At 58.6% G+C, this 13,167-nt stretch carries 12 protein-coding genes; 6 read left to right on the top strand and 6 right to left on the bottom strand.

The genetic code is table 11. From position 1 onward, the window contains the following. Positions 1 to 16: 16 nt before the first annotated feature. From alg8 to yaaA, 3 genes are all read right to left on the bottom strand, one after another. A complete protein-coding gene (alg8, locus tag AC3WMT_RS05415) occupies positions 17 to 1,498 on the bottom strand; it encodes a mannuronan synthase (RefSeq protein ID WP_177431429.1) in 1,482 nt (493 codons plus the stop codon). Between the two features lie 85 nt (positions 1,499 to 1,583). Next, positions 1,584 to 2,900, bottom strand: coding sequence for a nucleotide sugar dehydrogenase (locus AC3WMT_RS05410; protein WP_103305196.1), 1,317 nt, complete (start codon positions 2,898 to 2,900; stop codon positions 1,584 to 1,586). A gap of 809 nt (positions 2,901 to 3,709) precedes the next feature. Continuing rightward, on the bottom strand, positions 3,710 to 4,489 hold the full coding sequence (yaaA, locus tag AC3WMT_RS05405; protein WP_103305197.1) for a peroxide stress protein YaaA: 780 nt from the start codon (positions 4,487 to 4,489) through the stop codon (positions 3,710 to 3,712). Between the two features lie 274 nt (positions 4,490 to 4,763). Here yaaA and AC3WMT_RS05400 point away from each other — a divergent pair, with 274 nt between their 5' ends. The 6 genes from AC3WMT_RS05400 (at position 4,764) to AC3WMT_RS05375 (ending at position 10,104) form a co-directional block, all read left to right on the top strand. Continuing rightward, on the top strand, positions 4,764 to 5,888 hold the full coding sequence (locus AC3WMT_RS05400) for a polysaccharide deacetylase family protein (RefSeq protein ID WP_103305198.1): 1,125 nt from the start codon (positions 4,764 to 4,766) through the stop codon (positions 5,886 to 5,888). 337 nt (positions 5,889 to 6,225) lie between these two features. Next, the gene (locus AC3WMT_RS05395) at positions 6,226 to 7,620 is read left to right on the top strand and encodes a PhoH family protein (protein ID WP_103305199.1); all 1,395 of its coding nucleotides are present in this window, start codon (positions 6,226 to 6,228) and stop codon (positions 7,618 to 7,620) included. Between the two features lie 236 nt (positions 7,621 to 7,856). Further along, a complete protein-coding gene (gene moaC / locus AC3WMT_RS05390; protein ID WP_093437022.1) occupies positions 7,857 to 8,330 on the top strand; it encodes a cyclic pyranopterin monophosphate synthase MoaC in 474 nt (157 codons plus the stop codon). Beyond that, complete coding sequence (locus AC3WMT_RS05385) at positions 8,327 to 8,569, top strand: MoaD/ThiS family protein (protein ID WP_103305200.1); 243 nt, start codon at positions 8,327 to 8,329, stop codon at positions 8,567 to 8,569. Before moaC ends, AC3WMT_RS05385 begins: the two co-directional genes overlap by 4 nt. Positions 8,570 to 8,572: 3 nt before the next feature. Then, positions 8,573 to 9,025: a molybdopterin synthase catalytic subunit MoaE gene (moaE, locus tag AC3WMT_RS05380; protein WP_073473663.1), complete on the top strand. Its 453-nt coding sequence runs from the start codon at positions 8,573 to 8,575 to the stop codon at positions 9,023 to 9,025. 302 nt (positions 9,026 to 9,327) lie between these two features. Beyond that, positions 9,328 to 10,104 (top strand): ABC transporter substrate-binding protein, encoded by a 777-nt coding sequence (locus tag AC3WMT_RS05375; protein ID WP_103305201.1) that lies wholly within the window; start codon positions 9,328 to 9,330, stop codon positions 10,102 to 10,104. 124 nt (positions 10,105 to 10,228) lie between these two features. Here AC3WMT_RS05375 and AC3WMT_RS05370 read toward each other — a convergent pair whose 3' ends face one another. From AC3WMT_RS05370 to AC3WMT_RS05360, 3 genes are all read right to left on the bottom strand, one after another. After that, positions 10,229 to 10,855, bottom strand: a complete 627-nt coding sequence (locus AC3WMT_RS05370) for a helix-turn-helix transcriptional regulator (RefSeq protein WP_103305202.1) — start codon at positions 10,853 to 10,855, stop codon at positions 10,229 to 10,231. 93 nt (positions 10,856 to 10,948) lie between these two features. Further along, on the bottom strand, positions 10,949 to 12,076 hold the full coding sequence (locus tag AC3WMT_RS05365) for an NAD(P)/FAD-dependent oxidoreductase (RefSeq protein ID WP_103305203.1): 1,128 nt from the start codon (positions 12,074 to 12,076) through the stop codon (positions 10,949 to 10,951). Positions 12,077 to 12,221: 145 nt separating this feature from the next. Then, positions 12,222 to 13,166, bottom strand: coding sequence for an ornithine cyclodeaminase family protein (locus tag AC3WMT_RS05360; RefSeq protein ID WP_103305204.1), 945 nt, complete (start codon positions 13,164 to 13,166; stop codon positions 12,222 to 12,224). Position 13,167 lies beyond the last annotated feature (1 nt).

The raw sequence follows: 13,167 nt of genomic DNA, 5'->3' as shown, positions 1-13,167 counted from the left end.
ATTCAATAGGGGCGGGTCAGACCATCATCAGCAGCACGGCGACGAAAATGCTGCCGGCGGAGAAGGTCATGGTCCGAGACGACCAGGTGTTGAACCAACGTTGAAAGCTGGCGAGATCACGGGTCAGGGATGTGGGTTGGCGAGTCCAGGATTGTTGGTCGAGGCGGAAGAACACGTAGATCTTCACCAGCGCGCCGACGATCTGGTTGTAATAGAGAATCACCGGGTAAGCCGGGCCGATGCGGTGACCGGAACACGACAACAGCAACGTCAGGATCAGGCGGGTGATGCCGATCCATAGCAGGTAAACCAGGATGAACGCGGTGCCGTACTTGAAGCTGGCGATGATCGCTACGGTCAGGCCGAGCAAGGACGTCCACATCGATACGCGCTGGTCGAACAGCACCACCGAGGTGAAGGCGCCGAGGCGTTTCACACCCAGGCCCAGTGCGCGCGAGTTCTGGCGCAGGTTGTTGCCGTACCAGCGGAACATCAGTTTGCGGCTGGCCTTGATGAAGCTCTTTTCCGGCGGGTGTTCAACGGTGTTGATCGCTGCGTCCGGCACGTAAAAGGTGTCGTAACCCAGGCGCATCAGACTGAACCAGCTCGACTTGTCGTCGCCGGTCAAGAACTTGAAGCGGCCCAGACGCCAGTGTTGCAGCGAGTCGCTTTCAACGTCGGCGATGAATTCCGGGTTGGTCACCACGGTGGCGCGGAACACCGACATACGACCGGTCATGGTCAGCACGCGTTTGGACAGAGCCATCGAGCACATGTTGATGTGGCGCTGGGCGAAACGCAGCTTGTGCCATTCGCTCATGATGTAGCCGCCGCGCACTTCGCAGAATTCGTTGGTGGTCAGGCCGCCGACGTTGCCGAACAGCTGGAACCACGGCACGGTCTTGCGCACGGTGCCTTCACCGAGCACGGTGTCGCCGTCGATCACGGCCACCACGGCGCGGTCGTCCGGCAGGTGGCGGGAGATTGCGCGGAAGCCGTAAGCCAGGCCATCACGTTTGCCGGTGCCGGGAATGCGCACGAAGTCGAGCTTCACGCGGTCTGGCGGATTCATCCGCGCCCACAGCGCCTTGACCAGCAGTTCATCGGACATTTCCACGATCGAGCAGACCACGGTGGTCGGCAGTTCGCAGTCGATGGCTTCGCGGATCACCGAGCTGTAGACCTGCGCGGTGGTCAACGCGTCGATACGGAAACTGGTGACCATCAGAAACACATGCGACGGGTCCGCCGCTTTACCCAGCTTGCGCACTTTACGGCGCAGGTGCGGGTAAACGATGTAGAGGAAAATCATGCCGCGCACAAAGTGCGTTGCACCCATCGAATAGCGCCAGATACCGACGGCGCCAATCAGGAAAATGAAGTCCTTCGACTCGGAGTCGAATGTGGACGTGGGCAGCATCAAGGCCAGGCCCATCAGCAGACTGAGATAAAAAAGCCAGCCGGCTGATTGCAGAAAAAAATGTTTGAGCTTGGTCATCAGCGTCATCCGAAGGTATTAGAGGCTTCGAGCTGCAAGCCTCGAGCTGCAAGCTGCAACTCGAGGCTTGTCGCTTGGGGCTGCTTTACCAGCAAATACCTTCGGTGCGCGTACCGGCGTCGGTGGCCTTGGCCATGAAGCCCACCAGGTCGATGACCTGTTTGCCGTGCGGCGCTTGCTGCGCCAGTGCGCGGAATTTCTCGTCGCGGTTGCCGAGGATGATCACGTCGGAGTTGTTGATCACCGAATCGAAGTCCGCGTTGAGCAGGGACGACACGTGCGGGATTTTCGACTCGATGTAATCTTTGTTCGCGCCATGAACACGGGCGTACTCGACGTTGCTGTCGTAGATGCTCAGGTCGTAACCCTTGCCGATCAGCATTTCGGCCAGTTCCACCAGCGGGCTTTCGCGCAGGTCGTCGGTGCCAGCCTTGAAGCTCAGACCGAGCAGGGCGACTTTGCGTTTGTCGTGGCTTTCAACGATGTCAAAGGCGTTCTGCACTTGCGATTCGTTACTGCGCATCAGCGAGTTGAGCAGCGGTGCTTCGACGTCCAGCGAACCGGCGCGGTAGGTCAGGGCGCGGACGTCTTTTGGCAGGCACGAGCCGCCGAACGCGAAGCCCGGACGCATGTAGTACTGGGACAGGTTGAGGGTCTTGTCCTGGCAGACCACTTCCATCACTTCGCGACCATCGACGCCGACCGCTTTGGCGATGTTGCCGATCTCGTTGGCGAAGGTCACTTTGGTCGCGTGCCAGACGTTGCAGGTGTACTTGATCATCTCGGCGACAGCGATGTCCTTGCGGATGATCGGTGCGTCGAGTTCTTCGTACAGCGATTGCAGAACGTCTCCCGAAGCCTTGTCGAACTCGCCGATGACGGTCATCGGTGGCAGGTCGTAGTCGGCGATGGCGGTGGATTCACGCAGGAACTCAGGGTTGACCGCAACGCCGAAGTCGACCCCGGCCTTTTTGCCCGAGCAGTCTTCGAGAATTGGAATAACCACATTGGCGACGGTGCCCGGCAGCACGGTGCTGCGCACCACGATGGTGTGGCGGGTGGATTTTTCACGCAGGACAAAACCGATCTCGCGGCATACCGCTTCGATGTAGTTGAGTTCGAGGTCGCCATTCTTCTTGCTCGGCGTGCCGACGCAGATCATCGACAGGTCAGTGTCACGAATCGCTTCGGCGAAGTTGGTCGTGCCACGCAGACGACCGGTTTGAATACCCTGTTGCAGAAGTTCGCCCAGGCCCGGTTCAACAATGGGAGATTTGCCAGCGTTGATCATGTCGATCTTGTCTTTGGCAACATCGACGCCAACCACGTCATGGCCCCGTGCAGACAGGCAACCGGCACATACTGCGCCAACGTAACCCAAACCAAATATGCTGATGCGCATCGCAATTACCTCTGTATATATCAGGCCTTAGAAGGCCGGAGTTAATGGTGTTCAGCGGTCACTAGTGCACTCGGAAGTGCGGCTTGCAGACGCCGCAATACCGTGTGCAGGCATAAAAAGTTCCGAGTGTCTAAATAAGTGCACTCAAGATGTGCGCAACTAGGCCTTGTAGTTGTGACGTGCCCTGTTATGCAGCCGATCTTCCGTTCGGAAGACGCTTGTGCAATCGTCTAATGCGCTCGATGTCAGGCGTAAAGCCCGTGGATCAAGCGGTCTGGTGCTCAGGCAAGCACGTTTATAGGGGCGCGGCCTTGGCCTTGTAGGGGATATTAATGGTGCGTATCTCCTGTCCTTCAGTATGTTTTCAGACTAGTTAGTCATCTAGGCAAGTTGCTGTGACAACTTGGTTACATGGCTTTTTGTCCTACGTAAGTTATCTCGTACAAATTCGGCGAGAATCGTTACCGGTGGTATGAGCTATGCATTTGGATGAAGTTCCTGTCCGCTCATCGCGAAATCTGAAATTTCTTGAAATATTGTCGAAGATGGCACTGGTCTCAATTTGATAGCACTTTCGTTTTCGCCCTTTATATGTAGGCGAATAATCGCGGTAGATAGTTTTGTGCCACTACTGCTAAAAAATTTGCGTGCCACTACTGAAAAAAATGATCAGTGTCGAGTGAAACTAATATTAGAAAGGACAGGTGAGGTTTTTTGGCGCCATTAAAATGGCGAAAACAGGCGAGGGATTTTTGACATCGTGCGAGCTGCACGACTCTTTAAACAAAGAGTCGTGCAATGGGCATGCTTTATTCCGGGGCGTGGTCGCGCAGAAACACCAGGTTGTCCGGTTTCGATTGTTCGGCGCTGTAGCGATAACCTTGCACATCGAACTGCTTGAGCTGGGCCGGATCGTTGATTTTTTCCTGGATCACGAAGCGGCTCATCAGGCCACGGGCTTTCTTCGCGTAGAAGCTGATGATCTTGTACTGACCATTCTTCAGATCCTTGAAGTCGGCATTGATGATCCGCGCGTTCAGGGCAGTGCGCTTGACCGCCGAAAAGTATTCGTTGGACGCCAGGTTGAGCAGCACATCGTCGCCCTGATCGGCCAGTGCTTCGTTCAGCCATTCACTGATGCGCGTGCCCCAGAAGGCATACAAGTCCTTGCCACGGGCATTGGCCAGTTTGGTGCCCATTTCCAGGCGATACGGTTGCATCAAATCCAGCGGACGCAGCAGGCCATAGAGGCCGGAGAGCATGCGCAGGTGTTTTTGCGCGTAATCGAAGTTCGCTTCGCTGAAGGATTGCGCGTCGAGACCGGTGTAGACATCACCCTTGAATGCGAGCAGCGCCTGCTTGGCGTTTTCCGGGGTGAACGCCGGGGTCCAGCTGCCGAACCGTGCGGCGTTGAGCCCGCCGATCTTGTCGGAGACGTGCATCAGCTCGCTGATTTGCGCCGGCGTCAGGTCGCGCAATTGCTGGATCAATTCCTGCGAATGGTCGAGGTATTGCGGCTGGGTGAAGCGCTGGGTCGCCGGCGGCGTTTCGTAATCGAGGGTCTTGGCGGGGGAAATCACCATCAGCATGAAGTCGTCTCCTTTAATCGTGGGGGCGATTCTAGGGGGTTGTCCTTGATGACTCCAGCTATCAAGCCCATAGGTGATCGACGGCTTGGCGATGATCGTTCCCACGCTCTGCGTGGGAATGCCGCCTGTGACGCTCCGCGTCACCGTCGAGCTGGACGCGGAGCGTCCGGGGAGGCGTTAACACGCAGAGCGTGGGAACGATCATCCGTGGCTAAGGGGAATGGGGCAGGATCAGCTATAGTGCCGCGCGGGTTTTGTTATGGAGACATCCCTTTTGCGCATTGTTCTTTTATTCACCGCGTGGCTGTTGAGCTTCGGTGCCGTGGCGGCGCCGGGCGATGTGGCGACGCTGGATCGCAGCACCTGGCCGGAGCAACTGACCAGCCCGACGCTGTTCGACGTCGCTTCCCGGGCAGAAATCCTCATGTTCGCCCGAGGCCTGCTCGGTACCGAGTCGATGGACGAGGCCGCTTTGGCCCAGCGTCTGGGGCTGCGCACGGTCAATATCGACGCGATCAACAGCCTGCGCCAACGCCTCTGGCAGCGCCTGCTGGCCAACTACAACTTCGCCCAGCAGAGTTGCGATCAGGACGCATCGTTCTGCTTCCTCGTCGAAGACCTGCCGACCCTGCGCGAGCAGGCCGCCAAGTTCGTGGTCAGCGACGACAGTTATTACACCAAGTGGGCCGAGCCGAGCCGGATCTTCCATTTGCAGTACCTCGACGAACTGCTGCGCAAGGCGGCGCTGTTCCCGCAGACCAGCAGTGAAATCGATCGTTTCGGCGACTATGAGCGCAACGGCGACGAGATGCATGACCGACTTTTTGTGCTGACATTCGACAGCGCTGCCAACGCGCAACCGGACAACGCCGACTGGCTCACTGAGTATCTGCGCAAGTCGAACATGAGCGGCACTTTCTTCATGTTGGGCAAGGATATCCAGGCACGTTTGGCCGACCGTTCGGCAAGCAGCCTGCAAGCGGCGTTCTCGCAACAATGCGTGGGTGTGCAGGGTTGGGAGTTCCGCTCCCACAGCCACTGGCAGGACTGGCAGGATTCGGTGCGGCGCAGCGCTGATCTGGTGAAGAACAAACTGCCGGAGAACTACGTACCACTGTTTCGTCCGCCGGATGGCCAGCGTCGTAGCGATGCGCAAGGTTTCTTCAACACCCAGGGCCTGCAAGTGGCGTTGTGGGACATCGATGCCCAAGACGGCGCCGGCAAGCTCAAGGGGCCCCAGAGCGGGCAACGGGTGCTGACCCTGATGCTGTTGTGGCGTCACGGGGTGATCAATTTCAACATGAAACAAGATGCAGTGAAGACGGCGATGCCGTGGCTGATCACGCAAACCGCGCAAAGCGGGATCGGTTGGGAAGACTGTCAGGACGCGTTTCGCTGAGAAACGCAGAAAGTCCGGAAACATTGGGCTTGGGGCGATTTTGTCAGGGAATTCGATGCAGGCGGACTTCCGACTCTAACGGGGGCAGGGCGGTCCGCCAAGGGCTTTTCGTCACTTTGCAAAATAAACTTAAAAAAACCGTCAAAGTGCTTTTTTATGTCATGGGTTTTGGAGTATTACGAAGACAGACCGCCGAAACCTGCAACACAGGTGGCGTCTCCCAAGACCCATTTGTTTGCAGTCACTTGAATCTCCGCAGGTGAGATTTCGGCAGTCACTTCGAGGCGCAGCACCGCTCAGGTATTGCGTCTACTGGCTCTGACAAAGGTGACCGAGTATGGATGATCACGGACGTAGCCCTTCTTCCAACCAGCCAATCCTTTATGTACTCGATACCAACGTATTGATTCACGATCCAAACGCCCTGCTGAATTTCGAAGAACACCACGTCGCAATCCCGATGACCGTGCTTGAGGAGCTGGACAAGCTCAAGAGCGGGCATCACAGCGTGGCCGCCGAATGCCGTCAGGCCATCCGGCTGATCGACAAGACCTTGGGCGATGCTTCCCCGGAAGACGTCGAACTGGGTGTGCCGATCCAGCGCGGCAAGGGCGGGCCGAAGGGCTTGCTGTCAATTCTGATGAGCAAGCAGGCTGAGTCGAACCTGATTCTGCCCGAGCATCTGAACGACAACAAAATCATCAACCAACTGATCGACCTGCACACTCGCGAACCGAAAAAACCGGTGGTGCTGGTCACCAAAGACATCAACATGCGCCTCAAGGCGCGCGCCTGCGGCATCGATGCCGAGGATTACAGCACCGACCAACTGGTCGACGACGTGTCCCTGTTGCCCAACGGCTATCACAACATGACCGGCTCTTTCTGGGACCGTGTGAGCAAGGTCGAAACCCGTCAGGACCACGGCCGCACCTGGCACCAGGTGCAATTGATCGACAACCTGCCAGCGGTGCACATCAACGAATTCATCATTGATGAACAGGGCTTCGTGGGCTGGATCAAGGAGATTGAAGAAGACCGTTTGCTGATCCTCGACCTGCATCAGGAACCGCTGCTGCATCAGGAAGCGTGGGGGCTCAAGCCGCGCGACATCTATCAGAGCCTGGCGCTGTATGCGTTGCTCGATCCGGACATTCACTTGGTCAACCTGTCGGGTGCCGCAGGCTCCGGTAAAACCATTCTGGCGCTGGCCGCTGCCATCGAGCAGACCATGGTCAGCAAGCGTTATCGCCGCATCATCGCCACCCGCAGCGTGCAGGGCCTCGACCAAGAGATCGGCTTCCTGCCCGGCACCGAAGCGGAAAAAATGGAGCCTTGGCTGGGCGCCATCACCGACAACCTCGAAGCCTTGCACATGGATGACGAAAACACCCATGGCAGCGTCGACTACATCCTCAGCAAAGTGCCGCTGCAGTTCAAATCGCTCAACTACATTCGCGGGCGCAGCTTCCAGCAGAGCCTGATCCTGATCGACGAATGTCAGAACCTCACGCCGCACCAGATGAAAACCATCATCACCCGTGCCGGTGCCGGTTCCAAAGTGGTGTGCTTGGGCAACCTGGCGCAGATCGACACCCCTTACCTGTCCGCGACCAGTTCCGGGCTGACCTACCTGACTGAACGCTTCAAGGATTTCCCCAACGGTGTGCACATCACCCTGCAAGGGGTGCCTCGCTCGATCCTGGCCGAATACGCCGAATCGCATTTGTAACAGCTCCATCCAAACCGGGCGGCCTTCACAGGTCGCCCGGTTTTTTATGGATGAGTGCAAACCCTGTGGGAGCGTGGCTTGCCCGCGATGCAGACACCGCGGTGCTTCAGACATAACGCGTGGATCCCATCGCGGGCAAGCCACGCTCCCACAGGGTTCAATGTGATCTTGCAATCAAACGTGCGGAAATTTGACCCGCAGGTTTACAATCCACGCTCCTGATCAGGAGTAATACCGTGCTGACTCATCTCGATTCCCAAGGTCGCGCCAACATGGTCGACGTCACCGAAAAAGCCGTGACGTTCCGTGAAGCGACGGCCCAAGCGCTGGTGCGCATGCTCCCCGAAACCCTGCAGATGATCGTCAGCGGCGGCCATCCCAAGGGCGATGTGTTCGCCGTGGCGCGTATTGCCGGCATTCAAGCGGCGAAGAAAACCAGCGATCTGATTCCTCTGTGTCACCCACTGATGCTCACCGGGGTCAAAGTCGAACTCAGCGCGGACGGCGACGACACCGTGCGCATCGTCGCCCGCTGCAAATTGTCCGGGCAGACCGGCGTCGAGATGGAGGCGCTGACCGCCGCCAGCGTCGCCGCCCTGACTATCTACGACATGTGCAAAGCCGTTGATCGCGGCATGACCATCGAAAGCGTGCGTCTGCTGGAGAAGGTTGGCGGCAAGAGCGGGCACTTTCAGGCGGAGCAGCCATGAACCTGACGGTAAAGTTTTTTGCCCGTTATCGTGAAGCGCTGGGCGTCGATTCGGTTGCGGTGGAAGGCGATTTCGCCACCGTCGACGATGTGCGTGCGCTGCTCGCACAACGCGATGGCGCCGAGGTGTTGAGCGAGCAGAACCTGATGTGCGCACGCAACGAAGACCTCTGCCAGCTCGACGAACCGGTGGTCGATGGCGACGAAGTGGCGTTTTTCCCTACCGTGACCGGAGGCTGAGCCATGGCGATTCGTGTGCAGGCCACGCCGTTCGATCCGGGCGCTGAAGTCAACGCGATGCACGCGGCCAATGTCGGCGTCGGCGCGGTGGTGAGTTTTGTCGGCTACGTGCGCGACTTCAATGACGGGCTGGATGTCGCGGGGATGTTCCTCGAACACTATCCGGGCATGACCGAGAAAGCGCTGGGCAAGATTGCCGTGGAGGCCGAACAGCGCTGGCCATTGTTGAAGCTGGAAGTGCTGCACCGCATCGGCGCGTTAGAACCGGGCGAGCCGATCGTGTTCGTCGGCGCCGCCAGCGCCCATCGCCAGGCTGCGTTCGACGCCTGCGCCTTCGTCATGGATTACCTGAAAACCCGTGCGCCATTCTGGAAGAAAGAAAACACCAGCGATGGGCCGCGTTGGGTCGAAGGGCGGGACAGTGATCATGCCGCTGCGGATCGCTGGAACAAATAAAGTCCTGTAGCGCCCTCAAGTCAGCCATCGCTGGCAAGCCAGCTCCCACAGTGTTCTGCGTCGAGCACAAATTCTGTGTGCACCACCGAACCCTGTGGGAGCTGGCTTGCCAGCGATGAGGCCTTCTGCAACACATGAAACCTCGCAGACACTCTCTTCTCACTAATTGACGACTTGTACCTATAAGTCCAATATGGATTTCCAAGTACAAAAAAAGCTTCAGTCCTGCCGCTCGTAGCTCACCGCTCGCAGCTGCTCTTCTTCATCTTGCCAAACCAACAACAACCCGCGAGAGAACGAACATGAAGAAACTTCCCCTCATCACCGGTCTGGCCCTCAGCCTGTTGGCATCCGCCAGCGTGTTCGCCGCCGATCAAACCCTGCGCATCGGCATCGAAGCCGCCTACCCACCGTTCGCCTCGAAAACCGACAAAGGTGAAATCGTCGGCTTCGACTACGACATCGGCAATGCCCTGTGCGCGCAGATGAAGGTCAAATGTGTGTGGGTCGAAGGTGAGTTTGATGGCCTGATTCCTTCCCTGAAAGTGAAGAAAATCGACATGGCGCTGTCGTCGATGACCATCAACGAAGACCGCAAGAAGTCGGTGGATTTCACCCACAAGTACTACTTCACTTCGTCGCGCCTGGTGATGAAGGAAGGCGCCACGGTCGACGATCAATACGCCAGCCTCAAGGGCAAGAACGTCGGCGTGCAGCGTGCGACCACCACTGATCGTTATGCCTCTGAGGTATTTGAGCCCAAGGGCATCAACGTCAAGCGCTACAGCAACAACGAAGAAATCTACATGGACCTGGCGGCGGGGCGCCTCGATGCGATTTTCGCCGACACTATTCCGTTGAATGATTTCCTGTCGATGCCGCGTGGCAAGGGTTATGCGTTTGTCGGGCCAGAGTTGAAGGATCCGAAGTACGTGGGTGAGGGCGCGGGGATTGCCGTGCGCAAGGGCAATGCTGAACTGGTCAGCCAGTTGAATGGCGCGATCGATGGCATTCGCGCGAGCGGCGAATATCAGAAGATTTCCGAGAAGTATTTCAAGTCCGACATTTACGGCGACTGATAGTCCGCTATCGCTGGCAAGCCAGCTCCCACAGTGATCGAGTCGTACACAGCGTTTGTGTACACCGCTAAACCTGTGGGAGCTGGCTTGCCAGCGATGGGGCCGGTTCAATCACCGCAAATCTTCAGCCTTTCAATTCCTTCAAATGCTTGTACACCGTCGCCCGCCCCATATTCAGCACATTGGCCACATAGTTCGAGGCGCTTTTGCCCTTGAACGCGCCTTCGGCGTGCAGCGCCAGCACCAGTTCGCGTTTGTGATCGCGGGTCAGCAGGTTCAGGCTCAGTTGCCGCTCGCGCAGCCAGGCGTGCAGGAACGTGTTGATGCGCTCCTGCCAGTCATCGCGAAACAGTGAATCCGGCTGCGGGATCAGTTTGCTCGGCGAGAGAAACAGATCCAGCGCAGCCTTGGCATTTTCGAACAGCGAAATATTCAGATTGATGCACAACACCGCCAGCGGCAGACCTTCGCGGTCGCGCAGCACGGTGCTCAGGCTGCGAATTTTCTGACCGTCCCAGTTGAGCTTTTCGTAGGGGCCGATGTTCCTGTCGCTGACATCCTCGCTGAGCATGTCCTCCAGTGATGACTCGTCGCCGATCTCGCGCTTGGACAGGTTGTTGGCAATGTAATCGACCTTCTGCGTGCGCAAGTCATGCAGCACCACTTCGGCGTGGGGGAAAAACAGTGTGGCGATGGCATCGGCGATGGCGCGGAAGTTATCCAGGGCCGGATCGAATTCGGGGGCGGTCATGACAGTGGAGCTCCAGGCAGCGTCAGCGCCCCCGTGAACAGGGGGCGCTGCGAGTTTGCCGCAATCCGTTGGGCGCGTCATCCGGATGGACGATCAGGCGAGACGGGCAGGGGAGAGCATGGCGCTGCTCAGACCGAACTGGCGCAGTTGTTCGGGCAGCGGCTGGCCGCGCACCAGCGCCGCACTGGCCTGGCCCATCGCCGGTGACGTCTGAATGCCATAACCGCCCTGCGCCGCGACCCAGAACAGTCCCGGAACTTGCGGATCAAAACCGCTGAGCAAGTCACCGTCGGCGACGAAACTGCGCAGACCGGCCCAGGTGCGGGTCGGGCGGCGGATGGTCAGCGTGGTGGCTTCTTCGATCTGGTAGATGCCCATGGCGATGTCCAGTTCTTCGGGCTGCACGTCGTGGGGCTCGACCGGGTCGGCGTTGGCCGGCGAGCCGAGGAACATGCCGGCGTCGGGCTTCATGTAGAACGATTCGTCGAGGCTGACCAGCATTGGCCAGTGGTGGATGTCGACGCCTTCGGGCCCGGCGAAGATGAACGCGGCGCGGCGTTTCGGTTGCAGGCCCAGGCATTTCGCGCCGGCCATTTCACCGACCTTGTCAGCCCATGCACCGGCGGCGTTGATGATCACCGGGGCGCTGAAGGTCTGGCCGTTGGTCTGCACCTGCCAGTGGCCTTCAGCGTCGCGGCTCAGCCCAAGCACCTGACAATCGGTATGCACTTCGCCGTTATTGCGGCGAATGCCACGCAAGTAGCCCTGATGCAGGGCATCGGTGTCGATGTCGCTGGCGCTCGGGTCGTAGATTGCACCGTGGACTTTTTCCCGGCGCAGGATCGGCATTCGGGCGCAGGCTTCGTCGGCTGTGAGTAATTGCATCTCCGGCACCGTGGCTTTGGCGCTGAGGTATTGGTTGTTCAGTTCGGCGGCATCCCCGGTGAAATCCACGGTCATTTCGCCGCGCGGGGTCAGCAGCGGATGCTCACAGAAACCGGCCGGCGGATGATCGAAAAACTCGCGACTGGCCTGTGTCAGTGCACGCACTTGCGGCGTGCCGTACGCGGCAGTGAACAGCGCGGCGGAGCGTCCGGTGGAGTGATAGGCCGGGTGCGACTCACGTTCGAGCACGATCACTTTGCCGTGCGGCGACAGCCAGAAACCGGTGGAGGCGCCGGCAATTCCGCCGCCGATGATGATGAAATCTGCCTGGCTCATGAAAAACTCCACGTTGAAATACAAAGTTGAAGTTGTCGCAGATCCTGTGGGAGCCGGGCTTGCCCGCGATGGCATCACTGCGGTTGTTCTGCAGAACCGCGGTGCCTGAATCGCGGGCAAGCCCGCTCCCACAGGGATCGTGGGATCAGTTACTTAAGTGATACACCGCATTGGCCAAAGCGATGTCTTCCAGACCCAGGCCAATCGAGCGGAAAAATACATGACGGTGGTAGTCGGGGCGCTGCACTTTTTCACTGAGCAGATCTGCCAGATCGCCAACGATCGAGTCCTTGCTCCAGGCATGCTGCTCGGCGGCAATCAACATCTCCCCCGCCGACCCCGGCGTGGTCAGACGATAGTCGCAGAACACCTGCATGTCGTTGAGGCTCTGCGGTGGTACTTCATGGGCGCGCGGGGCGTTGGTGCTGATCGAGGTGATCAGTGCCGGTTTGCTCAATGCGGCAGGATCGATCACCGGCCCTGCGGATGAAGTGCAGAGCATGATCACGTCGGCATCGGTGACAGCGGCTTCGCGGCTGGGCGCAATGGTCAGGTCGGGAGCGATGGCTTTCAGGAGTGCCTGGGTTTCAGCATCTTCCAGCAAGCTCGGTGAATAGACGCTGATGCTCTGCCAGTCGCGCAAGCTTTTCACGTAATGCAAATGCGCTTGGGCAACCTTGCCGCTGCCGATGATCGCCAGTCGTTTGGCATTTACCGGAGCGAGAGCATCGACTGCCACTGCGGTAGTCGCGGCAGTACGCGCTGTGGTCAGTTCTCCGGCATCACAGAGCAGCAACGGCTGGCCGGTTTTCATCGACATCAGCAGCGTCCACGCGGTCACCAGCGGGCCTTGCTCGCGAACGATGTACGGCGAAGTCTTCACCCCATACACACCGTCCTTGGCCAGCACACCCAGGTAATTGATGAAGTCGCCGGCGCCCTGCGGGAATTCCACCAGTTGCTGCGCCGGCTGTACAGCATGGCCAGCAGCGAGATCGCGGAACAGCTTGCGCAGGATTTGCGGTACGTCGATGCGCGCCAACAGCTCGCGGGCCTGGATGTGGTTGATCACGTAGGGCGTACTGAACATG

The organism is Pseudomonas sp. FW305-7 (assembly GCF_058786735.1).
This window is presented reverse-complemented; position numbering and strand designations above follow the sequence as displayed.